This window comes from Azospirillum isscasi, assembly GCF_030849505.1.
GTDB lineage: Bacteria > Pseudomonadota > Alphaproteobacteria > Azospirillales > Azospirillaceae > Azospirillum > Azospirillum isscasi.
Window position 1 is genome coordinate 1 of the sequence record NZ_JAUJFI010000042.1, and the last position, 23068, is coordinate 23068.

Sequence of the window (23068 nt, forward strand, 5' to 3'; positions counted from 1 at the left end):
GGCGCGGCCCGTCCGGTCGCCGGGCCTGCGGCTTTCGAAGGGGTGGGAGCGGGGGTCGAGCAGGACGCCCGCCGGTCCGGCCATCAGCCGCTCCGCCATGGCGTTGGCGACCAGCACCGTGCCGTCCGCCGACCGCATGGCCAGCCCTTCGGACAGGGATTGCACCAGCGTGCGGTGCCGCCGCTCGCTCTCCGCCAGGGCCCGCTCCGCGGTGCGCCGCGCGGTGACGTCGCGGAAGGCCACGACGGCCCCGGTGATCGCTCCCTGCTGTAGGATGGGGGAGACGGTCAGCTCCGCCACGAAATCCCCGCCGCTTTTCCGGTGCAGGCGCCCGTCGGCCACCTGCCGGACCAGCCCGTCGGCCAGCGACAGCGTCACCGCGCGCCGTCCGCCGTCCGCCGCCTCGCCCCCGGCCAGCCGGTCGAAGCCGCGGCCGACCAGATCGGAGGCGCCGAAGCCGGTCATCGACTGGGCGGCGGCGTTCACGAAGGTGATGGCGCCGTCGGCGTCCAGGCCGCAGATGCCGTCCGCCACCGCCTGGAGGATGTGATGGTAGGCGGCGCGGCTGCGTTCGGCCTCGTCGCGGGCGTTCTGAAGCTCGCCGACCCAGGCGTTGCGTTCCGTCACGTCGGTGATGGTCAGCAGGATGTCGCCCTTGTCGGCGTCGTCCAGCTCGACCATCCGCGCGTCGGCCAGCCCATCGATGGCGCTGTGGGTGCCGACGAAGGCATATTCCTGGCGCGTCCACTGCCCGGAGTCGCGCAGCCGGGCCAGCGCCGTGAACAGGCGCCCGTGGTCCAGCGATTCCACCATCAGGGTCAGCGGGCGGCCCTTCAGCCGGCGGAGCGGCAAGCCGAACTGCCGCTCCGCCGCGGCGTTGGCCTCGCAGACGATGCCCGCGGCGTTGACGGTGAAGCAGGCCAGCGGCACCGACTGGAAAAGCTGGAGATACTGGATGCGCGAGGCTTCCAGCGCCTGCTGGGCGGTGCGCAGCTCCTCGTTCTGGATTTCCAGCTCCGCCTGATGCACGTACAGCTCGTGCAGGACCTCCTTGAGCGTGGTCGCCGAAACCTCCGCCCCTTCGAATCCGCCCGAGTTGAGAGCCTGCTCCGCGCGTTTGCGAAGACGTTCGTTGCGGAATCCGTTCACGCCGCGCCCCCGGCCGCCGTGTCCTTTCCGGCGGGGGCGCCCGGTTTCCCATGCCCGCTCCCGTGCCCGCTCGCGCGCAGCTCCATCCGCTTCCGGTTGGTGATGTCGATGTGGCTGACCACCGCTCCTCCCGCAAGTCCGGCCAGACGGCAGGCATGCATCATGAACCAGCGCTCCTCCTTGTCCGAGTGACAAGGGTATTCGATGGTGAACTGGTCTATGTCGCCGGCCAGTATCCGGCGCAGCCCGTCGTTCACGGCACGGGCGATGTCTTCGCCTTCGGTTCCTTCCTCGGCGTTGCAGACATCGAGATAATTGGTGCCGGGACCGCAACGTTCCAGCGCGGCAGCCCCGTTCTTCTCGCCGAACAGGTGCCAGGCGCGGTTGACCATGGTAATGGCGCCATCGGAATCGATGACCGCCACATGCTCCGGCAGGCTGTTCAGCACGGTCTGGAGCTGGTGCTCCGCCGCCTTGGCCGAGGTGACGTCCACGAAGGTGACGACCACGCCGGCCACCTGGTCCTTTTCGGTCAGGTAGGGAAGAATGCGCGTCTGAATCCAGCGGTCGCCGCGCACCGGGACGTGACGCTCCACGGGGGTGTGGTCGCGGAAGACCGATTCGATGTCCTTGAGGAAGTCCGGATAGTCGATGTTGGTGGACAGGTGGGTGATCGACCGCCCGACGTCGCGCGGGATGATGTTGATGAAGTGGGCCGCCGCCGGGGTGAAGCGCCGGATCACCATGCCGCCGTCCAGGAAGACCGTGCCGATCTCCGTCGAGCGCAGCAGGTTGTCCAGGTCGTTGGTGACCTCGGTCAGCTCCTCCACCTTTGCCTGATACTCGGCGTTGACGGAGTACAGCTCCTCATTGACGGACTGAAGCTCCTCGTTGGTGCTCTGCAATTCCTCGTTGGAGGCGAGAAGCTCCTCGTTGGTCGCCTGGAGCTCCTCGTTGGCGGTTTCCAGCTCCTCGATGGTGGCCTGGAGATTCTCGCCGCGGGAGACCAGCTCCTGCTCCAGCCCGCGGATGCGCTCCGCGGCGTCGGTGTCGAAGTCGAAATCGCTGTCCGGCAGGGCCAGCGCGGGGGCGCTGGGGTCCAGCACGATCAGGGCGAAGCGCCGCCCGGTCTTGCGCGCGACGAAGGGCTTCACGCGCAGGCTGACGGCGGGCAGCCCGTCGCGGTCCTTCACCGGGATGTTGGAGAGGGAGAATTCCTCGCCCGACCGGAAGGCCCGCGTCAGCGCCGTCCCGACCACCATGGCGACCGAGGAAGGCAGCAGCTTCAGCGCGCTCAGCGTGGCCTCGCCCGCCGGGACCTTCAGGATCGACGACGCCTCGCCGAAGACGTGCATGATGTTCATCTGGTCGTTGACCAGCAGGCTGGGCGGCACGTAGGCCCGCATCAGGGTCGCGATCGCCTCGTCGATGGCGGCCCCTTCCTCGTGGGCCTGCGACGTGGCCTCGTCGCCGTGGCGGTGCGCCGGGGCGGCGACGGTGGGGACCAGCAGACGCGACAGCCGGTGGGTTCCCGTGCGCAGGCTCTGGAACAGCTTGTTGCGGCTGTCCAGGACGTGGAAATCCGCCGACAGGTCGCCCAGCGTCTCGCTGGTGCCGAGGAACAGGAACCCGCTCTGCCGCAGCGCGTACTGGAACAGGCCGAGCACCTTCCGTTGAAGCGGCGAATCCATGTAGATCAGCAGGTTCCGGCAGCTCACCAGGTCGATCTTGGTGAAGGGCGGATCGCGCATGATGTTGTGGGCGGCGAAGACCACCATGCGGCGGATTTCGCGTGACACCTGATAATGGTCGCCACGGGCGGTGAAGTAGCGGGCCAGCCGTTCCTGCGACACGTCCTCGGCGATGGACCGCGGGTATTCGCCCTGGCTGGCGATCTCGATGCTGTCCTGGTCGATGTCGGTGGCGAAGATCTTGACGTCGAAGGACCGGCCCATCCGCGCCTGCGCCTCGGCGAAGAGGATGGCGATGGAATAAGCCTCTTCGCCCGTGGCGCAGCCGCAGACCCACACGCGCACCATCTCGGCCGTGCTGCGCTTCGCCAGCAGGGTGGGGATCGCCTTGTCGGCCAGCGCGGCGAAGGCGGCCCCGTCGCGGAAGAAGCGCGTGACGCCGATCAGCATCTCCTTGTAGAGGCTGACCGTCTCGGCGTTGTTCCGGCGCAGCAGCGCGGCGTAGTCGCTCATCGAATCGAGGCCGGCGGTGTGCATCCGCCGTTCGATCCGGCGCAGCAGGGTCGCCAGCTTGTAGTGCGAGAAATCCACGCCGGTGACGGAGCGGATGGCCGCCACGATCTGCGCCAGCGGGTCGTCGTCGCGGTCGCGCGGGCGGGGCGGGGCGGGGTCGTTGCTGCTCAGCACCCGGCGGGCGTGTTCGATCAGGCAGCCCGGCAGCCGGTCGGGCGTGGTCACCGCGTCCACCTGTCCGGTGGCCATCGCGCTGCGCGGCATGCCGTCGAACTGCGCCGATTCGGGGTCCTGCGCCGCGGCGAAGCCGCCCGCCGCCTTGATCGCCAGCAGGCCGCGCGTGCCGTCCGACCCGGTGCCGGACAGCACCACGCCCATCGCCAGCGGCCCCTGGTCCTTCGCCAGCGCGGTGAAGAAGATGTCGATGGGCAGGCTCATGCCGCCGCCCGCGTCCTTGGCGGTCAGGCGCAGCCGCCCGTCCTCTATGGACAGATGCTTGGCGGGGGGCAGCAGATAGACGCTGTTGCGCTCGACCGGCATGCCGTCGGCGGCCTGCACCACCGACATGGCGGTGTGCTTGGTCAGCAGATCGACCATCAGGCTCTTGTGGACCGGCGACAGATGCTGAACCACCACATAGGCGAGGTCGCTGTCTCCCGGCACGTTGTCGAAAAAGCGCTGGAGCGCCTCCAGCCCGCCGGCGGACGCGCCGATGCCGACGATGCAGCGGACCGGCTCCCCGCTCTCCGGATGGGGACCGTAGACGGAAACCGCGCTCTCGCCCCCGCCTTGCGGCGCGGGGGATTGGGGTTTTGCCGCCGCAAGAGGCTGTGCGGTGTCTGCGATGGCCGGGAGGTCGTTGTCTTCTGGTTCCACGGAGCGCTTCGGTTTTGCGGGAAAAAAGGACGGCTTATCGACTTATGTGCCGTCTGACCGTGACATTCGAAACCCCTCCCTTGCGCGGCGCCGGTCCTTCTTTCCTGTGCGGCGGCGGTTGTGAAATAGCGAAGGGTCAGGCGGCTATATAGGAAGCAGTTGTTCGGGTCAATCCGGACAAACCGGGGGCGATCGAAGCCGACGAAGGGGCCGGTTCTTAAGATGGGCCTGATGTTCGCGGCGGGATCTTCTTGACGTTGTGCATATGACGGATGGGTCAAGAGCGTATTTGGGTATCTCCGCATTCGAAGGGATTTGCCACCAGCGCTCAGATTACCCAATCGGTATGATGTGATGTGGGCACAACACTGTGCAGGATTTGCTACTTCGTCCGCTTATGTCGCTTTACGCGAATGGCGCTTTGCGCAATCTTTGATCCGTAGCCACTCATCATGAAAAATGTAGGAAAGGAGTGCGCCAGATGGAGCGCGAGGACGAATGTGCTCTCGACCGATATATCACGGCGATTCCGCCTAGCCTGAGAGTAGTGGCCAGGGCTGCTTACGAGGAGCTGTCGAACAATCCCTTCCTGCCGGTCTTTTCGAAGGATGAAATTGCGCGGTTGGTGTGCTCACCGGGATTTCAGAGTTACTTGGAAAGCGAGACCCGGACCAGTGCCGCTTCGCTGATGATGCTCTGTTCGGCGGGGCTCGCGACGCGCCATTGACGCGCCATTGACGCGGGTGTGCCGCAGCCACTCTTCAACAGGCCGGCGAGGCGTCGCCGGCCTGTTTTTTGTTCAGACCGGAACCGTCACCGCCCGATGCCGAGCGGCGGCATGCGCGCCTCCACGGCTCCGCCGCGAGCCGCGTTCACCAGCGGCGCCAGCTCGGCCAGGGCCGGGCGCAGTCCGGCCAGCACCGCCGCCGCCTCCACGAGATCGCCCTTGCCCGAGGCGAGGTCGAGCAGTTCGCGGAGCACCGGCTTCGGGCGGGGGTAGGGGGTCAGGGTGACCGGGGCGTCCGGGTCCAGCTTCGCCGCCTGCCTGGCCAGGGTCAAGGCGGTGGTGATGCCGCCCAGCTCGTCGATCAGCCCGAGGTCGCGCGCCTGGGCGCCGGTCCACACGCGCCCCTTTGCGGCGGCGCGGGCCTGTTCAGGGGTGAGGTGCCGCGCCTCCGCCACGCGGGCCAGGAAGGTGGCGTAGCTGCTGTCGATGATGGCGTTCAGCCGCTCCTCCCCGGCGGGGCCGAAGGGGCGGAAGGGGGACCACAGGCCGGCGTTGGCGGCGGTGTCCAGGATGCCCCAATGCACGCCCAGCCGCTCCGACAGGCCGGCGACCGACATCTTGCCGGCGACCACGCCGATGGAGCCGGTCACGGTGGCGGGGGAGGCGACGATGCGGTCGGCGGCCAGAGCGATCCAGTAGCCGCCGGACGCCGCCGTTCCGCCCATGCTGGCGATCACCGGCTTGCCCGACTGGCGGGCCTTGACCAGCGCGCGGCGGATGGTTTCGGACGCGGTGACGCTGCCGCCGCCGCTGTCGATGCGGAACAGGATGGCCTTGACGTCGGGGTCGTCCACCGCGTCCTCGATGGCCTCCACGATGGTCTCCGACCCGGCGGTGACCTCGCCCAGGCCGGGCTTGCCGCTGTCGCCGCCGGTGATGGTGCCGGTGGCGTGGATCAGCGCGACGGTCGGGCCGCCGCGGTTGGGCCGACCGGCGATGGCGAGATAGTCCGCCACCTCCATGGTGTCGGCGCCGGGGCCGGCCCCGGCGCGGCGCAGCGCCTCCTCCCGCGCCTCGTCGGCGTAGCCCAGCCGGTCGATCAGCCTGGCTTCCATCGCCTCGCGGTCGAGCAGGGGCGCGCGGTCCATCGCCGCCTTCACCGCGGCGGGGGGAAGGCGCCGGCTCGCCGCCACGCCGTCCACGATCTGGCCGGTCAGGTCGCCCAGAAGCGATTCCATCATCTCGCGGTGGGCGGGGGTGAAGTCGCTCCGCATGACGCTGTCGGCGAGGCTCTTGTACTCCTCCCGCTGGAGGAGCTGCGGCTGGACGTCCAGCTTGTCCAGCGCGCCGCGGGCGAAGGGGATCTGGGCCGACAGGCCGGTCAGGCCGAGCAGGCCCAGCGGCTGCATCCACACCTCGTCGAAGGCGCTGGCCAGCAGGTAGGAGCGGTTGCCCGCCCCGGTGTCGCCGTAGGATTCGGCGAAGGCGATGGCGAAGCGGCCCGACGCGCGGAACCGCTCCACCGCCGCGCGAAGCTCCTGCACCTGGGCGAAGCTGGCGCCGTCGCCGCCGAAACGGGCCAGGACGCCCTTCACCCGCGGGTCGTCGCGGCCCCGCTCCAGCGCGTCCAGAACCTCCTGGAAGGTCGTTTCATGGCCGAGGAGGCTGCCCAGCCGGTCCACGCTCCCCTCCGCCAGCGGGTCGCGGAGGTCCAGCTCCAGCACCACGTTGTCGGGCTGGGCGGGCTCGTGCCGCACCGCCAGGACGATCCCGGTGACCATGGCGGCCACCACGAGGAAGCCGATGAGGGCGAACAGGCGGACGAAGAACCTTAAGAACCTCAGCATCCGGGCGGCTCCGGTGGTTGCGCGGCGTCAGCAGTCCAATCTTCAGCGGTCCAGCTTGTGGTAGTCGCGGTTCGGCAGCATGTCCACCGCGGAGGCGACGCGGTTGGACATGTTGTAGAAGGCGGCGGTGTCGGCGATGTCGAAGATGTCCTCTTCGCCGAAGCCGGCGTCGCGCAGCGCCTGCCGGTCCGGCTCGCCCATGGTCCAGGGCTCCTTGGTCAGCTTCCAGGCGAAGTCCAGCATGGCGCGCTGGCGCGGCTCCAGCTTCGCGGCGCGGTAGTTGAAGGCCAGCATCTCCCCCAGCTCCGGGTCGCCGGACAGCTTGCGCACCGCCTGCCCGTGCGCGACGAGGCAGTAATAGCAGTGGTTGGCGCTGGACACGACCACGGCGATCATCTCCCGCTCCAGCTTGGACAGGCCGCTCTCGCCCACCATCAGCTCGTTGTAGAGCTGGGCGAAGGTGCGCAGCTTCTTCGGGCGCAGGCTGTAGGCGCGCAGCACGTTGGGGACGAACCCCAGCTTTTCCTCGCACTTGGCGAAGAGCGCCGCCATCTCCGGATCGAGGTCGGGCGTCTCGGGAACGGGCAGGGCCATGACGTGATCGGGCTGCGGCATCGCTGTGGTCTCCTCCGGATCGGTCGCGTTGTTCTGGTTGGTGTCGTTTTCGGCGACAGGGTAGCCGGGCCGCCGCGGTTCGCAAAGCCCCACCTCCGGTCGGGCCGGTCGGGCCGGGGGTGCAACCCTGCCTTTCGTACGTTGTGTCTCGCCAAGCCGCCACCGGTCGTGCGAAGACACCGACCCGTTGCAACGCAGTGGTTCCACCGATGAACGATCCGGTCGGCAAAGGCGTGCCCAAGCTTGGCCTTCTCTCGGTTCTGGTGGTCGAGGACAGCGCCTTCATCCGCAACGTGCTGACCGCCACCCTGCGCACCATCGGGGTCGGCACGGTGCACGCCGAATCCGGCGGAGCGGAGGCCATCCGCTTCCTGGAGGAGCGGCGGGCCGCCCTGCCGCCCGGCACCGCGCCGGTGGACGTCATCATCACCGATCTGGTGATGCCGGAGGTGGATGGGCTGATGCTGCTGCGCTGGCTGCGCTACAGCCCGAAATCGCCGGACCGCTTCCTGCCCGTGCTGATGCTGTCGGGCGCCGCCGACCGCCATTACGTGGAGCAGGCGCGCGACCTGGGCGCCACCGACTTCATCGCGAAGCCCTTTTCCGCGGCCACCATCGCCAGCCGCCTGATGGCCGCCATCGCCCGCCCGCGGCGCTTCGTGCTCGCCAAGGGCTATTTCGGGCCGGACCGGCGGCGGACCCAGCGGCCCGTGGCGATGGACTGCCGGATGACCGGTCCCAACGAGATCCTGGTGGTGCACAGCACGTCGAAGGCCGTGGGCATCGACCGCTTCCCGGTCATCCATTTCGACCTGCCCAACCGGCTGGGCGCCAAGATGGGCATCGCCCCGAAAGACCCCGTGCCGACCCTGCCGGACGAGGTTCTGGAGGCGGCGGAGGCGGAGATCCAGAACCGGGCCGGCGATTACGCCACCTGGATCGCGGCGGAGGTGGACGAGATGGCCCGCCGCGTCGAGCGGCTGCGGGGGGACGCCGCGGCGGTCCCGGCGCTGATGGCGCAGATCAACCGCTCCGCCCACGAGATGCGCGGGCAGGGCGGCATCTTCGGCTATCCGCTGATCACCCGCATCGCCAAGTCGCTGTACGAGGCGACGCACGGCAGCTTCCCCGCCGTGACCGGCAACGAGCGCCTCCTGCTGAAGGCCCATGTGGACGCCATCAAGGCGGTGATGAACGGGCGGATCAGCGGCGACGGCGGGGCGACCGGCCAGCAGCTCCTGGCCTCTCTGGAGCTTGCCAAGAAAAAATACGCGAAGGCGGAGGGGGAGGGCGATCCGGCCTGAGCGCCGCCGCTATTTCCAGGGGCCGCTATTTCCAGGGGCCGCTATTTCCAGGGGCCGCTATTTCCAGGGGATGCCGGCGTCGCGGCGGATCTCCTCCATGCGCTCCAGCGCCGGCTGGAGGCCGGTCAGGGAGAAGCGCACCTCCGCCTTGCCGCCCGCCGGGGCGGAGCCGACGGCGGACACCTCCTTGCCGGCGGCCAGCCGTTCCACCAGGCGGGCGTTGGTGTCCGGATCGGTCACCGCGCAGGTGCTGGTTTCCCATTCGAACCGCTCGCAGGGGTATTCCGGACGGAACAGCGCCCGGTCCACCCAGACGCGGACGATCCGCGAGAGGTCCATCGTCCGCTCGTCGAGCCGGAAGCGCAGCCCCTCCATCCAGCGTTCGCTGGAGCGCAGCCAGACGAGGCGGGACCGCCGGTCGCTTCCCGGTCGGGACAGCAGTTCGCACTCGGCGCGGCGGGGCTCGCTCCAGACCTGGCAGTAGAGCCGCCAGTCCTTGAAGGTTTCCGAATGCTCGCGGTAGGCGGGGGATTGGGCGGCGGCGGGAAGGGCGGCGAGCAGAAGAAGCCCCAGGACCAGTCCACCACGCCACGCACCCGTCATCGTTCCGGCTCCCACATGGGCCTTACCCCCGCGCGTAGGCGCGCTGGCGCAGCAGATGGTCGGCCAGCACGCAGGCCATCATGGCCTCGCCCACCGGCACGGCGCGGATGCCGACGCAGGGGTCGTGGCGTCCCTTGGTCAGGATGTCGGTGTCCTTGCCCTCCAGATCCACGGTCTGGCGCGGGGTCAGGATGGAGCTGGTCGGCTTCACGGCGAAGCGCACCACGATGTCCTGGCCGGTGGAGATGCCGCCCAGGATGCCGCCGGCCTGGTTGGACAGGAATTCCGGCTCGCCCAAGCCATTGTTGATGGAGGGACCGGCGCGCATCTCGTCGGCGTTCTGCTCGCCGGTCAGGGTGGCGGCTTCGAAGCCGTTGCCGATCTCCACGCCCTTCACCGCGTTGATGGTCATCATGGCGCGGGCCAGATCGCCGTCCAGCTTGTCGTAGAGCGGGTCGCCCAGCCCGGCGGGCAGGCCGGAGGCGACGACCTCCACCACCGCCCCGATGGACGAGCCGCTCTTGCGGATGCCGTCCAGATAGTCGGCCCATTCGGCGGCGGCTTGCGGGTCGGGGCAGAAGAAGGGGTTGTTGTCCACCTCCGCCCAGTCCCAGCGGCTGCGGTCCACCTTGTGCGGGCCGATCTGCACCAGCGCGCCGCGGACGCTCACGCCCTCGCCCAGCACCTTGCGCGCCACCGCACCCGCCGCGACGCGGCAGGCCGTCTCGCGCGCCGAGGAACGCCCGCCGCCGCGGTAGTCGCGGATGCCGTACTTCTTCCAATAGGTGTAGTCGGCGTGGCCGGGCCGGAACTTGGCGGCGATCTCGCTGTAGTCCTTGGACCGCTGGTCGGTGTTCTCGATCAGCAGCGAGACCGGCGTGCCGGTGGTCTGCCCTTGGAACACGCCGGACAGGATCTTCACCTGATCCGGCTCCTGCCGCTGGGTGGTGTAGCGCGACTGGCCGGGGCGGCGCTTATCCAGCCAGGGCTGGATGTCGGCCTCGGTCAGGGAGAGCAGCGACGGGCAGCCGTCCACCACCACGCCGATCGCCGGACCATGGCTTTCGCCCCAGGTGGTGAAGCGGAAAAGCGTTCCGAAGCTGTTGCCGGCCATGGCGAGGACTCCCGATGCGACGCGATGTTGCCGTACATGGTACGGTGGAGCGCGTTTCTTGCGGCGTTTCGGCCAGCGCGTCAAGCGCGAGGGGCGGAAATCATGCCGTTGGCATGACCCTCTCGATCAATGCGGGTGCATTGATCTGCCGGGTTTCACGGATGGAAAAGGATGGAAGCGATCATTTTCCATCCGTATCAGAAGGCGCCCTTCTGTTCGCGGCGGCGGTCGAGCGCGATTTCGAACTGGCGCAGCAGCTTGTGCATGGCTTCGAAGTAGAGCTTGCGCTGCGGGTTGTTCTTCATGCAGCGGGCGTCCAGATGGGCGACGCTGGTCAGGGCCGAGACGCAATAGCCCAGCAGCCAGTAATGGGTGCGGATCTTGCGCAGGTAATCGCGGAAAGGCTCCGGCTGGCCGGCCATGAAGGCGGAAAAGCTCGACTCGTAATCGGCCAGGATTTGCCGGATGTCCAGCAGCGTGGTCTCCAGCAGTTTGCCCACCTTCTCGATGTGCATCAGAAGCTGGGTCTCGTAGGGCTTGTGCATGCGGATGTCGACCGGGATGCATTCCCGCGACTTCAGCCAGTTCAGGATGATCCGCGCCCGCGGCGCGATGCGGCGGAGCTGGTATTCGTAGAAGGTGGTTCCCTTCCAGGCGCTGAAGATCTGGTCCGCCTCGCTGCGGTCGATGCCGAAGGCCGAGACGAACAGGCCGGCCTCCTCAAGCTCGGGATTCCAGATGGCGTCCAGGAAGCGTTCGATGCTCTGGGCGCCGGTGCCGCCGCCGTCGATGGCCTTGCGCACGATGGGTTCGATGCGCGCCCGGATCAAACGGCGGAGCTGCTGGTCCTCGGCGTCGCTGATGGCCCAGTGGCGCTTGTCCGCGGGGACCTTCTCGCCTTCGAAACAGGCCTTCAGCAGAAAGGCGTCCAGCGACGGAACGCTGTCGATCAGGGACAGGGTGCGCAGATCCGCGGCGGCGGCCTCGTTGTTGGCCTCGCCGAGGCCGAACTGTTCCGCCAGCAGAAGGTTGCTGTTGCGGGCGCGCAGATAGATGGCGACGCCGCCGGCTTCGGTGTGATCGACGCTGTGCGGAATGTAGATGCCGGTCTCGACGGGCCGTGCCCCGGCGTCGCCGTCCTCCTCCTCGTCCGCCATCGGGTTGGCGTAGTCGTCGGCGCCCTCGTCGAAATTCGGGTACTTGAACAGGATGGCCTTGTTCAGCCCGCGGGCGCGGAACAGGCGGTTTTCCTCGGGGATGTCACGGGTGATGGTTATCAGATTCATCGACACGCTGGAGCCGCCGTAGAGAATCTGCTCCAGGATCGGGGACACCGAATCCGATTGCCGCCGTGCACGCATCGACCATCGCCTTCCGCAACCTTCTGTAGGCGCGAACAATAGCGGTGCGCTGCGGTGCGCAAAAGTAGGTAATACGATGATCGGAAAAAAATGTCGCGGGACGGGTAACGAAGTTGCCGGCGGGCGGCCCGGTCGGAACCGGGCGCGCCCGCCGTCCCATTCACTCGGACTTGCCGGCGCCGCCCAGGGAACCCAGGAGCTGCGACACTTCCGCCGCGGCGTCCACCGCCACCATGCCGACCGTGTGATAGCCGGAGTCGACGTGCATCACCTCTCCGGTCACCCCGGTGCCGAGGTCGCTCAGCAGGAACAGGCCGGCGCCGCCGACCTCGCCGATGGTGACGTTGCGCTTCAGCGGGGCGTTCAGCTCGTTCCACTTCAGGATGTAGCGGAAGTCGCCGATGCCGCTGGCGGCCAGCGTCTTGATCGGGCCGGCGGAGATGGCATTGACGCGGATGGCCCGCCCGCCCAAATCGACGGCCAGGTAGCGCACGCTCGCCTCCAGCGCGGCCTTGGCGACGCCCATCACGTTGTAGTGGGGCATCACGCGCTCGGCGCCGTAGTAGGAGAGGGTGAGCAGGCTGCCGCCGTCCTTCATCAGCGGAACGGCGCGCTGCGCCACCGCGGTGAAGGAGTAGCAGGAGATGTCCATCGTGCGCAGGAAGTTGGCCCGCGTCGTGTCGAGATAGAGGCCGTCCAGCTCGTTCTTGTCGGAAAAAGCGATCGCATGAACCAGGAAGTCCAGCTTGCCCCATTCCTTTTCGATGGCGGCGAAGGTCGCGTCGATGCTGGCCTCGTCGGTGACGTCGCAGGGCAGCAGCAGCGGTGCCTTCACCTGCTCGGCCAGCGGCTTCACGCGCTTCAGCAGCGCGTCGCCCTGGTAGGTGAACGCCAGCTCGGCGCCGTGCTGCGCCAGCGTGGAAGCAATTCCCCAGGCGATCGAACGATCGTTCGCCACGCCCATGATCAGGCCGCGCTTGCCGTCCATGAGCGGCTTCGGGTTGGACATCCGTACCTCGTGCATCCAGAGTATGCTTTGAAAAGTGGGCCGCATCCTACACGAAAGACCGGCCCGGTCAAACCAAGGCGGGAGGCGTCCTGTGGCTGAAACCGAAGGCACTTCGAAAGGAGCGTGGAGCCCCTTCGTGCGGATTCGGGAAATCGGCGGCTTCCTCGCCTATTCCGCCATGCGCTTCTACAACGACAATTGCTTCCAGACGGCGGCGTCGCTGACCTACACCTCGCTGCTGGCGCTGGTGCCGCTGATGACCATCGGCTTTGCGATCTTTTCCGCCTTCCCGGCCTTCAACGCGCTGCAATCGCGCATCCAGACGCTGCTGTTCAAGAACCTCGTCCCGGAGAACAGCGACGCCATCCTGCAATATCTCGCGGCCTTCATGGCCAACGCCGGGCAGATGCCGGTGTTCGGGATCGTCGGGCTGGCGATGTCCGCCGTCCTGCTGATCTGGACCATCGAGGGGTCCTTCGCCACCGTCTGGCGCGTGCGGGAACCGCGCTCCTACGTCACCCGCATCCTGTCCTTCTGGGCGGTGGTCTCGCTGAGCCCGCTGTTCGCCGGCGCCAGCCTGTCGCTGTCCAGCACCTTGTGGGCGGTGCTCCAGTTCGCCCATCTGGAAGGTTTCGCAGACCCGCTGGTGGGAATCGGGGCGATCCTGCCCTTCACGCTGCAACTTGTCGGCTGCACGCTGCTCTACGTCATCATCCCGAACCGCGAGGTGGGGTGGATGGACGCCGCCTGCGGCGGGGCGGTCGCCTCGCTGCTGCTGGAGGCGTCCAAGGCGGGCTTCGCCATGTACATGCGGGAATTCCCCGCCTACCAGACCATCTACGGCGCGCTGGCGACCGTGCCGATCTTCCTGTTCTGGCTCTACATCGCCTGGTCCACGGTGCTGTTCGGCGCGGTCATCACCGCCTCGCTGCCGGAATGGCGGGCCGGCAAGATCACCCGCGGCGGGCCGGAGGGCCTGTTGCCCGCCCAGCGGCTGGGGCTGGCGCTGGCCGTCCTGCACGAGCTTCTGGAGGGAACGCGGCTGGGCGTGGGCTTGCGGCGGCGCACGCTGGTCGGGCGCGTGCCGGTGGGGACGGTGCTGATCGACGGCATTCTGGAGCAGCTTCGCGACGCCCATTGGGTGGCCCACACCACGCACAACGCCTGGGTCGTCACCCGCGACCTCGGCGAGGCCACACTCTACGACCTGATGAAGGCGCTGGGCATCGGCCTGCGCGGCTCCGTCCGCGGGCTGGGCGGGCTGGAGCTGCCCTGGCAGGACCGCACGGCCCATCTGCTGGAGCAGGCGGAACGGAACCAGGAGGACATCCTCGGCGTGCCGATCAAAGAGTTGCTGTCCGACCGGCCCCTGGAAACCGGTCCCCTGGAAACCGGTCCCCTGGAACCGGAAGCCCAGGACGCCAAGGGAGAGGGCTCCGGCGCCGTGCCCCTGCGGGCGAAGCGGCGTCCGTAAAGGCTGGGTTCACGGACGGTCTGCGGCCATTCGCCTCACGGACGCGCCGGCCTCTCCGTTGATGTTTGAACAGCTGTTCACAGTCTGGTAGCGGTCGCGGCGTCCTTCCCAGCCGCCGGCTCCACCGCGCCATGACCTTTGCGACCGCCCTGATTCTCGCCTTCAGCCTGTCGATGGACAGCTTCGCCGCGGCGCTCGGCACCGGCGCCTGCCTGCGCCGCCCCGGCCTGTGGGAGGCGGTGCGCGTCGGCGCCTGCTTCGGCGGGGTCCAGCTCGCCATGCCGCTGATCGGCTTCGCGCTCGGCCTGACCTTCGCCACCGTGGTGCAGGACATCGATCATTGGATTGCCTTCGTCCTGCTGCTGGCGGTGGGCGGCAAGATGGTCTGGGAAAGCCTGTTCGGCGACGAGGAGGAGGACGCGGAGCGTGCCGGCTGCGGCGGGCGCACGGCGTTCGGCCCGCTGCTGCTCACCGCCGTCGCCACCAGCATCGACGCGGCGGCGGTCGGCGTGTCGCTGGCCGTGGTGGATGTGGACATCGTCAGCGTGTGCCTGCTGATCGGCGCCGTCACCTTCGGCCTGTCGTCGGGCGGCGTCCTGATGGGCCGCGCCGCCGGCCCGCTGCTCGGCCAGCGCGCCGAGCTGATCGGCGGGCTCGGCCTGATCGCCATCGGCGTGAAGATCCTGGCCGAGCACACGCTCTGGGTTTGAGAAGGGCCGTTACACCGGCGTCCGGTACTTCGCGACGAGGTCCGCCGCGAAGCCGTCCAGGTTGTTGTCGGCGGGCAGGGTCTTCACATAGTCGCAGCCGCGGCAGGCGTCGATCTCCTCGCGCCGGCCCTCCAGATGCTTCAGGCGGAAGTCGCGCAGCCGCTCACCGTTCCAGATGCTGCGCAGCGATTCCTCGGCCACGTTGCCGACGATGGTCCCCATGCGCCAGTCGGCGCAGCAGACCGACACCTCGCCGTTGAAATTGACGGCGAGCTTCAGGAACGGCTCCGAACAGACTTTGCGTGTCGTGTCCGGGGCGGCGGCGAAAGCGCTGTCCTCGGCCAGCGTTTCCCCATGCACGGGATGGACGAACAGGCTGTCGCAGATCGGCGTGAAGCTGTCGATGAAGGACAGCCGTTCCTCCTCCGTCAGCTCCACGTTGATGATCTTGCAGTGCAGGTGGAAATTGCGGCCCAGCTCCGTCTTGCGGCGGTGCAGGTAGGCGACGTTGTCCACGATGGTCTGGAAACGGTCGAAGCGCCGGGTGACGCGCTTGTACATGGCGTCGCTGGCCCCGTAGACGGACACGCGCATGGCGTCGAGCCCGGCGGCCAGCAGAGCGTCCGCCCGTTCCGGCGTCAGCAGCGAGCCGTTGCTGGTCATCTCGACGTGGCGGGCCAGGCCGCGGGACTTCAGCAGGTGGACCATGTGCTCGATCCGCGTGTTCACCAGCGGCTCGCCGTCCTTGTAGAGATGGACGGATTTGATCGGCGCGTCGAATTCGGCGATGTCGTCGGCGATCTTGCGGAACAGGTCGAACTTCATGGCGCCGCGTGGGCGTCCCACCTCCTTCAGCAGGTCCGGGTTCCCGGTGGCGCAGAAGACGCAGCGGAAGTTGCAGCCGTTCGACGGGTCGATCAGCAGCGAGAAGGGCGTGGTCAGCGGCAGCACCTGCGACAGATCGTTGCGGTCGTGGTGGCGGCCGTAGGGAATGTTCGCGGGGGCGGTCGCTTCGGTCATGGTCTTCGCCTGAGAGGGCAGGTGGGAATGGAGCGTGACTATCAGGGGATCACGCGCCCCGTAAAGGAATCCTTCATTCCGGCAACCGGACATTGGCGGGACGCCCTCCGTGGCGGGCGCGAAAGGACTGTTTGGGAACCTCGCCGGATCATCGCTTCGTTTCCAAGTCCATCATTCCCGTGAAGGCGCCTTCGTGGGGGTGGTGGATTGGAATGGGTCGGAAATGCACGTCTTTGAACAGTCTCTTTGGCTACTTTGACCGGAATTTTTCAAACGCGCCGGTGTATAGCTTTGTGACGGCCTGATAGAGCGCGCTCTTGAATTCATCGTCCGACCGGCCTTCCTGTGAAATCGAAATTCCATTGAGGGTCACGTTGTAATTTTTTCCGGAATTCCCTCTTGCCTGGAAAGACGTTGTGACCACATTGTTTATGATCTCTCCGTTGACGATTGCCGTTGCAAAGATTTCAACGCGTCTTTCTTCTTTTTCTATTTTGAAAGAGTGCCCTAATGGCAGAGCCGCGTGTGCGCGCAAATCGACCAGAAGTATCGTGCCGTTGTACCCATTCTCCTTGAAAACATAACTCATGACATGCTGATATTTTCGATAAATGGGGTTGCTGGGATTGTCATACGAAAGAACAAAAACGGGTCCTTTCGTCCTGCTTTCCTCCGTCATCAGCATCAAAGTGTCGAGCGCGGGGGAGGCGGGCATATCCTGAGATATTCTGATAACATTGACGCCGGCTGCCTCGGCGACCTGAGAAACCCCCGATAAAGCACTTGCGCCGGCAAAGATGCTGACTGTTGCAAGAAAAAATCTTCTTGATGAGGCTGTCATGATAATCCTCCTGCCAGAATTGTACATTTCTTGGTCCGATTTGTAAAGTTCGTGTCATGCCAATATGTTTGGGAATGGAAGTGACATGATCGTTGGCAACTTGATCGGACGGATTCGGCGTTTCAGAACAGTCGTGGTGGGGTGGCCATTAAAATTGTCCCTGATTACGCGCTATCCTCAGCCGCCCTGAAATGATACAGGAATAGGAACATTCCAGTGTTTCTGCGGGATCTGACGATGCCGCGCAACAAGGTTCAGTTTCGGAAGGAGCTGGACGAAGCCCGTTTTGATGGGCTCTAAGGCGGATTTTCTGGGGCATGCTCGATATTCTCTCGCACCGCGTTGTCTACAGCGACCGGCGCTTCTACGCGTCCTTCCCGTCCGCGGCGACCCTGGCCGACGGGCGGGTGCTGGTGGCCTTCCGGCGCGCCCGCGATCACCGCTGGCTGCATGGAGAACCGGCGGACGGCAACGGCGACTTCACCAGCGTCGATCATGTGGATTCGCGCTCCCACCTCGCGATCCAGCGCTTCACCCCGGATTTCGAGCCGGAGGGCGCGCCGCAATTTCTGCCCGCCGATCCGGAGGCGGGTGACCAGGACCCGAGCCTGCTGGTGCTGCGCTCCGGACGGATCGTCATGGGCAGTTTCGGCTGGTACCCGATGTCGGCGCGCCACGGTTTGCGGCTGCGCGAGAAGGGCGTCCATCTGCTGGGCAACGCGGAAACGTCGGGCACCTTCTTCCTGTTCTGGGGCGGCAGCACCCGTTTCAGCGACGACGGCGGGCGGCTGTGGTCGGCGCCCCGCTATCTGCCGGAATTGCCGGACCAGGGGGCGATCCTGCCTGGCCTGCGCCCGATGCTGGGCGGCGCCGTGCGCGGGCGGGCGGTGGAGGCGCCGGACGGCACGCTGCTGATGGCGACCTACACGGGCGGTCCCTACACCAGCTACCTGTTCGCCTCCCGCGACCAGGGGGAAAGCTGGACCCTGCGCAGCACTATCGCGCGCGACCCCGCGGGGCGGGCCGGCTTCTGCGAAACCGCGCTGCATCTGACCGCGGACGGACAACTGGTCGCCTTCCACCGCACCACCGGGCTGGGCGACCGTCTCGCCACCTCGGTCTCCCACGATCTGGGGGAAAGCTGGGCGCCCTGGATCGAGAACGCCGTCGTCGGCCACCCCTACGACGCCTGCCCGCTGCCGGACGGGCGGCTGCTGGTCGTCTACGGCTACCGCCACGCGCCTTACGGGGTGCGCGCCCGCGTCTGGGACAGCCGGCGGGAGACGCTGGAGGACGCGCCGGAGATCGTTCTCCGTGACGACGCGCCGTCGCCCGACGTCGGCTATCCCTGGGCGACCGTGCTGGCGGACGGGCGGGTCGCGGTCTGCTGCTACATCTGCGACGCGGCGGGCACGCGGCACATCCAGGCGACGCTGCTGCGCGTGAGCGGCTGATTGACGGGTCCCGGCGCAACTCCTATCGTCCGCGGCCATACCGCAATCCCATGTTTCGGGGAGTAGAGTGCCCATGAAGCCCGCCCGCCGGCCGTCGAATCCGCTGTTTTCCTCCGGCCCCTGCGCCAAGCGGCCCGGCTGGTCGCTGGACGCTCTGGACGGCGCTCTGCTCGGCCGCTCCCACCGGTCGAAGCCGGGCAAGGCGAAGCTGAAGGAGGTCATCGACCTGACGCGCGCCGTGCTGGCCATCCCCGGCGACTACCGCATCGGCATCGTCCCGGCCTCCGACACCGGGGCGGTGGAGATGGCGCTGTGGAACCTGCTGGGTGCCCGCGGCGTGGACATGCTGGCCTGGGAGAGCTTCGGCAAGGAGTGGGTGACCGACGTCACCAAGCAACTCCGCCTGCCCGACGTGCGGACCATCCAGGCCCCCTACGGCGAGTTGCCGGACCTGTCGCAGGTGGATTTCAGCCGCGACGTGGTGTTCACCTGGAACGGCACGACGTCGGGCGTTCGGGTGCCGGACGGCGACTGGATTCCGGCGGACCGCGAGGGGCTGTCGATCTGCGACGCGACCTCCGCCGCCTTTGCCATGGACATTCCCTGGAGCAAGATCGACGTCGCCACCTGGTCCTGGCAGAAGGTGCTGGGCGGCGAGGCCGCGCACGGCATGCTGGTGCTCAGCCCGCGCGCCGTGGAGCGTCTGGAGAGCTACCAGCCCGACCGCCCGCTGCCGAAGATCTTCCGTTTGGCGAAAGGCGGCAAGCTGATCGAGGGCATCTTCGTCGGCGACACCATCAACACGCCGTCCATGCTGTGCGTCGAGGACGCCATCGACGGGCTGCGCTGGTCGCTGTCGGTCGGCGGCCTGACGCAACTGATCCGCCGGTCGGAGCAGAACCTGCGCATCGTCGCGGAGTGGGTCGCCAACTCCTCCTGGGCCGGTTTCCTGGCGGGGGAGCCGTCGGTGCGCTCCTGCACCGCCATCTGCCTGCGCTTCACCGATCCGGAGGTGACCGCGCTCCCGCCCGAGGCCCAGGCGGACTTCGCCAAGAAGCTCGCCGCGCTGCTGGAGAAGGAGGAGGCCGCCTTCGACGCCGGGTCCTACCGCGACGCCCCTCCGGGCCTGCGCCTGTGGGGCGGCGCCACGGTGGAGAACGAGGACATGGAGGCGGTGTTGCCCTGGCTCGATTGGGCCTTCGCCACGGTCAAGGCGGAGACCTTCGGGCGCTGAGTCTTGAAGTCGGTGCCACTGGGCAGCAGCTGATTGGCGGGGGAGGGCGAAGCATGACCGTAAAGACCTCGATCTCGCTGACTTGAAGTCAGGACTCTCGCCGTTTTCTTCGGTGGCGCGAATCACAACCGGCAGATTTTGGATCGTTTGCGAGGTTGAACCGCTCCAGAGCGGTTCCTTCCCTCTTCCGCTCAATCCCGCCAGAAGCTCGGCAGAATCAGCACCAGCACGGTGAAGACCTCCAGCCGGCCCAGCAGCATGGCGAAGCTCAGCACCCATTTCGCCGCGTCGGGCAGGGGCGCCATGGTGCCGGACGGCCCGACCACCGGCCCCAGCCCCGGCCCGGCGTTCGCCAACGCCGAGGCCACGGCGCTGGCCGCGCTCAGGAAATCCACGCCCATCGCGGCGACCAGAAGCGACAGGATGCCGAAGGCCGCCATGAAGGAGAAGGCGAGGTTGATGACCGAGCCGATGACGTCCTCGTCCAGCACCTTCCCCTGATAGAGCGGGACCAGCACGCGGTTCGGCTTCAGCATGCGCTGCATCTGGTTCAGCATCGACAGGGCCAGCACCTGCCAGCGGAAGATCTTGATGGACCCCGCCGTCGATCCCGTGCAGCCGCCGATGAAGAAGAAGAAGAAGAAGGCGACGATGGCGAAACCGCCCCAGGTCGAATAGTCGGTGGAGATGAAGCCCGTCCCGGTGATGATCGAGGTGACGTTCACCGCCGAATGGCTGAGCGCGTCCCGGAAGGGCAGGCCGACCACCGCGAAGGCCCACACCGTCATGGCGATGGTGGCCACCAGCAGGATCGCCAGCAGCGCGTTCACCTGGCTGTCGCCGAAGACCGGCGCGCCGCGCTGGCCGCGCAGCGTGCGGATGTACCAGGTCAGCGGCAGCGCCCCGCAGATCATCGAGAAGGTCGCCACCCACAGCACCGCGTGGGAGTCGAACCAGCCGAGCGAGGCGTCCTTGGTCGAGAAGCCGCCGGTGGCGATGGAGGCCATGGCGTGGTTGACCGCGTCGAACCACGTCATCCCGGCCAGATGATAGGCCACCGCCGACAGGATGGTCAGCGCCAGATAGGTCATGGCGATGGCCCCCGCCGTGTCCTGCACCGTGGCGAAGGGCTTGTCGCTCTTGTCGGAGGACTCGGTGCGGAACAGCTGCATGCCGCCGACCCGCAGGATGGGCAGGACGGCGATGGCCATGACGATGATGCCGACCCCGCCGAACCAGTTCAGCAGCGACCGCCACAGCAGGACCCCCGGCGGGGCGTTGTCCAGCCCGACGATGACCGTGCCCCCGGTGGTGGAGAGGCCCGACATCGCTTCGTAATAGGCGTCGGTGAAGGACAGGCGGGCGGCCGAAATCATGAAGGGCAGGGCGCCGAACAGCGCCAGCACGCACCAGGACAGGGTGGTCAGCAGGAAATGCTGCTTCACGGTGAAGCGCGCGTGCTCCCTGCGCGACGTCGCCAGGACCATGCCCCCGCTGACCGCCAGCGTGGCGGCGCTGGAGCCGACGAAGGCGGTCCAGTCGCGGTTGCCCACGGCGGCGTCGGCCAGCGCCGGCACCAGCATGCCGAGCCCCAGCACGGTCAGAAGGATGCCGATGATGTGGAAGACCGGACCCAGCGCAATTCCGCTGCCAACGCCATTGCCCAAGGATATGCCCTTCGTTGCCGCGGAGGGGCGGCGTCGCCCCGTTCCTTCCCCGCCGTCCTGCGCTGATTAGCCAAAGGGGCCGGCGCTGTCCATCGGCTTCCGATGGCATGGCAGGCCCCGCCACGGTCAGACGAAACCGGCCTCTCCCAACATGCGGTGGAACTCCCGCAGGGCGCGCTGCTGGGACGCGGCGTCGGGCAGGTCCTCCACGTATTTCCGGTCGAAATGCGGCTGGCGCAGATGGGCGACCACCCGCTGGCGAACCATCTCCAGAGCCCGCCGGCTGCGCAGGATGCCGGGCACGCAGACCTGGACCAGACGGTTCGCCCGCAGCCGCAGCGCGTCGCCGGGATCGTCCAGCCGCTCCACCACCCGGTCCCCGGTGATGTAGGCCACCAGAAGCTCGTCCAGGTCGCCGGTCAGGCGGGTCCGCGTCTCCTCCGGCAGGGCCGATTCGGCGGCCTGGCAATAGAGCAGGGTCAGCGCTTCCAGATTGTCGCGGGGCGGCAGGCGGGGGTGGATGAAGCGGCCATAGTCCGCCGGCTTGCCGGTCATCCTGTGCAGCAGCCGGGCGATGTCCCCGGCATGGCCGCGGCCAAGCTCGGAGTCGGCCAGCGCGATCAGGAAGCGCACCCGGCCCGCCGCGTCGGGGATGCGGTCGGTCACCTCGGCGATGGCCTGCTTGCGCCCCGGCGCGCCGCCGCCCTCCAGGAAGCGCAGGTAGCGCAGGACCAGCGCCTCCGCCATCGCGCCGCCCCCGGCGGGGCCGTCGGGGCCGAGCGTGCGCTTCAGGATCTCCTGGAAGGCGTCCATCTCCAGCGACGGGTCGGGGCGGTAGAGCGGCTGGGTTCCCTTCAACTGCCGGCGCACCAGATCCAGGATGACGAAGCGCGTTTCGTCCAGATCGTGGAAGGCCAGAAGCTCGTTCAACTGGACGGCGCGGTCGTCCTCCGCCCGCCTGGCGGGCGACAGGCGGCCCCGCGACAGGTCGATCAGGTTGCACAGCGCCTCCGCCAGGCTGCCCTGGGCGCCCAGAAGCTCCTGCGCGACGGAGGGGGCGCCCAGAACGTCGGCGATCACCCCGTCCAGCACCACCAGCGGCCGGTCGGCGGCTCCCCCGTCCTCCCGCGCCAGCTCCCCCAGGAAATCCAGCTTGGCCAGCCAGTTGCGCATCTGCACCAGCTCGCGCGACAGGACCACGCGGGCGAGGAAGTCGCGCTCCTCCGCCGGCAGGCTGGAATCCAGCCGGTCGAACATGGGGCGGAAGCCGGTGGCGGCGATGGCCGGCAGATCCTTGCGCGCCGCGGCGACGCGCGCCCGGTCGGTGAGTTCGTGCATCAGCAGGTTCAGGGCGTCGCGCCGCCCGCGCCCGTCCGTCCCGGCCTTCTCCGCCTGGAGGACGGCGACCCGCCCCACCGCGGTCGGCACGAGGTTGTCGGTGTTCAGGAGGCGCGCCAGTTCCGCGTGGTTGTGCAGCACCTCGGTCGGGGTGACGACGGCGCGCTCCACGTAATTGCGCAGCACGCGGTTCATGGTCATGCGGCTCTGCACGCCGTAGCAGTGGCCGAGCGTGAGGCAGACCGCCGGCGCCTCGTCGATGGCGGCGGCGGCCACCGTCCGGGAGACCTGACGGAACTCCACATGGATTTCCGTCTCGACATGGCGTCCGTCGGCGCGCCGCCAGTCGCGCAACACCCGCATGCCCTCGACCTTGCCGCCGGACAGCACCTTGCGGCCAAAGGCCAGCGCCTCCGCCTCGGTGTCGAAGCGGCCTTCCAGGACCCAGTGGTCCTGCTTGTAGATCTGCACTTCGTAGCTGGCGGACGGGCGTGCCATGGCGCCATGGTCCCGGTTCTGCT

18 protein-coding genes are annotated in these 23068 nt (G+C 67.8%); 6 read left to right on the top strand and 12 right to left on the bottom strand.

The features are described 5' to 3' along the window. The coding region (locus tag QSG27_RS11070) for a PAS domain S-box protein (protein ID WP_306706024.1) at positions 1-1149 on the bottom strand (1149 nt) is incomplete at its 3' end. After that, the gene (locus QSG27_RS11075; protein WP_306706026.1) at positions 1146-4229 is read right to left on the bottom strand and encodes a chemotaxis protein CheB; all 3084 of its coding nucleotides are present in this window, start codon (positions 4227-4229) and stop codon (positions 1146-1148) included. The genes QSG27_RS11070 and QSG27_RS11075, both read right to left, overlap by 4 nt. 481 nt (positions 4230-4710) lie before the next feature. On the opposite strand from QSG27_RS11075, the gene QSG27_RS11080 reads away from it, so the two are divergent. Beyond that, positions 4711-4956: a hypothetical protein gene (locus tag QSG27_RS11080; protein WP_306706027.1), complete on the top strand. Its 246-nt coding sequence runs from the start codon at positions 4711-4713 to the stop codon at positions 4954-4956. Positions 4957-5042: 86 nt separating this feature from the next. Here QSG27_RS11080 and sppA read toward each other — a convergent pair whose 3' ends face one another. Together sppA and QSG27_RS11090 are read right to left on the bottom strand one after the other, a co-directional pair. Continuing rightward, positions 5043-6803, bottom strand: coding sequence for a signal peptide peptidase SppA (gene sppA / locus QSG27_RS11085; RefSeq protein WP_306706029.1), 1761 nt, complete (start codon positions 6801-6803; stop codon positions 5043-5045). Positions 6804-6845: 42 nt separating this feature from the next. After that, positions 6846-7418: a peroxidase-related enzyme gene (locus tag QSG27_RS11090; protein ID WP_306706031.1), complete on the bottom strand. Its 573-nt coding sequence runs from the start codon at positions 7416-7418 to the stop codon at positions 6846-6848. A gap of 209 nt (positions 7419-7627) precedes the next feature. Between QSG27_RS11090 and QSG27_RS11095 the strand changes: the two genes are divergently transcribed. Then, on the top strand, positions 7628-8722 hold the full coding sequence (locus QSG27_RS11095) for a response regulator (protein ID WP_306706033.1): 1095 nt from the start codon (positions 7628-7630) through the stop codon (positions 8720-8722). 57 nt (positions 8723-8779) lie between these two features. Here QSG27_RS11095 and QSG27_RS11100 read toward each other — a convergent pair whose 3' ends face one another. The 4 genes from QSG27_RS11100 to fabI form a co-directional block, all read right to left on the bottom strand. After that, positions 8780-9325 carry an invasion associated locus B family protein gene (locus tag QSG27_RS11100; protein ID WP_306706035.1) on the bottom strand — a complete coding sequence of 182 codons (546 nt, stop codon included), beginning with the start codon at positions 9323-9325 and terminating at the stop codon, positions 8780-8782. A 22-nt stretch (positions 9326-9347) separates the two neighbouring features. After that, positions 9348-10439: a chorismate synthase gene (aroC, locus tag QSG27_RS11105; RefSeq protein ID WP_306706037.1), complete on the bottom strand. Its 1092-nt coding sequence runs from the start codon at positions 10437-10439 to the stop codon at positions 9348-9350. 197 nt (positions 10440-10636) lie between these two features. Continuing rightward, positions 10637-11800, bottom strand: a complete 1164-nt coding sequence (locus QSG27_RS11110; RefSeq protein WP_306706039.1) for a hypothetical protein — start codon at positions 11798-11800, stop codon at positions 10637-10639. 160 nt (positions 11801-11960) lie between these two features. After that, on the bottom strand, positions 11961-12809 hold the full coding sequence (fabI, locus tag QSG27_RS11115; RefSeq protein WP_306706041.1) for an enoyl-ACP reductase FabI: 849 nt from the start codon (positions 12807-12809) through the stop codon (positions 11961-11963). Positions 12810-12945: 136 nt separating this feature from the next. Here fabI and QSG27_RS11120 point away from each other — a divergent pair, with 136 nt between their 5' ends. Next, positions 12946-14283 carry a YihY family inner membrane protein gene (locus QSG27_RS11120; protein ID WP_306706043.1) on the top strand — a complete coding sequence of 446 codons (1338 nt, stop codon included), beginning with the start codon at positions 12946-12948 and terminating at the stop codon, positions 14281-14283. 131 nt (positions 14284-14414) lie between these two features. After that, positions 14415-14993 (top strand): manganese efflux pump MntP, encoded by a 579-nt coding sequence (locus QSG27_RS11125; protein ID WP_306706045.1) that lies wholly within the window; start codon positions 14415-14417, stop codon positions 14991-14993. Positions 14994-15002: 9 nt separating this feature from the next. Here QSG27_RS11125 and QSG27_RS11130 read toward each other — a convergent pair whose 3' ends face one another. Then, entirely contained in the window at positions 15003-16013 is a 1011-nt protein-coding gene (locus tag QSG27_RS11130) for a radical SAM/SPASM domain-containing protein (RefSeq protein ID WP_306706047.1), read from the bottom strand. 250 nt (positions 16014-16263) lie between these two features. Next, the gene (locus QSG27_RS11135; protein ID WP_306706049.1) at positions 16264-16854 is read right to left on the bottom strand and encodes a hypothetical protein; all 591 of its coding nucleotides are present in this window, start codon (positions 16852-16854) and stop codon (positions 16264-16266) included. Between the two features lie 317 nt (positions 16855-17171). Here QSG27_RS11135 and QSG27_RS11140 point away from each other — a divergent pair, with 317 nt between their 5' ends. After that, positions 17172-18308, top strand: a complete 1137-nt coding sequence (locus QSG27_RS11140) for a sialidase family protein (protein ID WP_306706050.1) — start codon at positions 17172-17174, stop codon at positions 18306-18308. A 73-nt stretch (positions 18309-18381) separates the two neighbouring features. Continuing rightward, complete coding sequence (locus QSG27_RS11145; RefSeq protein WP_306706052.1) at positions 18382-19542, top strand: phosphoserine transaminase; 1161 nt, start codon at positions 18382-18384, stop codon at positions 19540-19542. Positions 19543-19733: 191 nt separating this feature from the next. Here QSG27_RS11145 and QSG27_RS11150 read toward each other — a convergent pair whose 3' ends face one another. Both QSG27_RS11150 and QSG27_RS11155 read right to left on the bottom strand, forming a co-directional pair. Next, complete coding sequence (locus QSG27_RS11150) at positions 19734-21209, bottom strand: TrkH family potassium uptake protein (protein ID WP_306706054.1); 1476 nt, start codon at positions 21207-21209, stop codon at positions 19734-19736. A 126-nt stretch (positions 21210-21335) separates the two neighbouring features. Then, positions 21336-23045 carry a hypothetical protein gene (locus QSG27_RS11155; RefSeq protein ID WP_306706056.1) on the bottom strand — a complete coding sequence of 570 codons (1710 nt, stop codon included), beginning with the start codon at positions 23043-23045 and terminating at the stop codon, positions 21336-21338. Positions 23046-23068 lie beyond the last annotated feature (23 nt).

Excerpts from the sequence above, each read along its gene's own strand:
- QSG27_RS11080 (WP_306706027.1), top strand. The coding sequence starts at position 4,711 with ATGGAGCGCGAGGACGAATGTGCTCTCGACCGATATATCACGGCGATT.
- sppA (WP_306706029.1), bottom strand. The coding sequence starts at position 6,803 with ATGCTGAGGTTCTTAAGGTTCTTCGTCCGCCTGTTCGCCCTCATCGGC.
- QSG27_RS11090 (WP_306706031.1), bottom strand. The coding sequence starts at position 7,418 with ATGCCGCAGCCCGATCACGTCATGGCCCTGCCCGTTCCCGAGACGCCC.
- QSG27_RS11095 (WP_306706033.1), top strand. The coding sequence starts at position 7,628 with ATGAACGATCCGGTCGGCAAAGGCGTGCCCAAGCTTGGCCTTCTCTCG.
- QSG27_RS11100 (WP_306706035.1), bottom strand. The coding sequence starts at position 9,325 with ATGACGGGTGCGTGGCGTGGTGGACTGGTCCTGGGGCTTCTTCTGCTC.
- aroC (WP_306706037.1), bottom strand. The coding sequence starts at position 10,439 with ATGGCCGGCAACAGCTTCGGAACGCTTTTCCGCTTCACCACCTGGGGC.
- QSG27_RS11110 (WP_306706039.1), bottom strand. The coding sequence starts at position 11,800 with ATGCGTGCACGGCGGCAATCGGATTCGGTGTCCCCGATCCTGGAGCAG.
- fabI (WP_306706041.1), bottom strand. The coding sequence starts at position 12,809 with ATGTCCAACCCGAAGCCGCTCATGGACGGCAAGCGCGGCCTGATCATG.
- QSG27_RS11125 (WP_306706045.1), top strand. The coding sequence starts at position 14,415 with ATGACCTTTGCGACCGCCCTGATTCTCGCCTTCAGCCTGTCGATGGAC.
- QSG27_RS11130 (WP_306706047.1), bottom strand. The coding sequence starts at position 16,013 with ATGACCGAAGCGACCGCCCCCGCGAACATTCCCTACGGCCGCCACCAC.
- QSG27_RS11135 (WP_306706049.1), bottom strand. The coding sequence starts at position 16,854 with ATGACAGCCTCATCAAGAAGATTTTTTCTTGCAACAGTCAGCATCTTT.
- QSG27_RS11140 (WP_306706050.1), top strand. The coding sequence starts at position 17,172 with ATGCTCGATATTCTCTCGCACCGCGTTGTCTACAGCGACCGGCGCTTC.
- QSG27_RS11145 (WP_306706052.1), top strand. The coding sequence starts at position 18,382 with ATGAAGCCCGCCCGCCGGCCGTCGAATCCGCTGTTTTCCTCCGGCCCC.
- QSG27_RS11155 (WP_306706056.1), bottom strand. The coding sequence starts at position 23,045 with ATGGCACGCCCGTCCGCCAGCTACGAAGTGCAGATCTACAAGCAGGAC.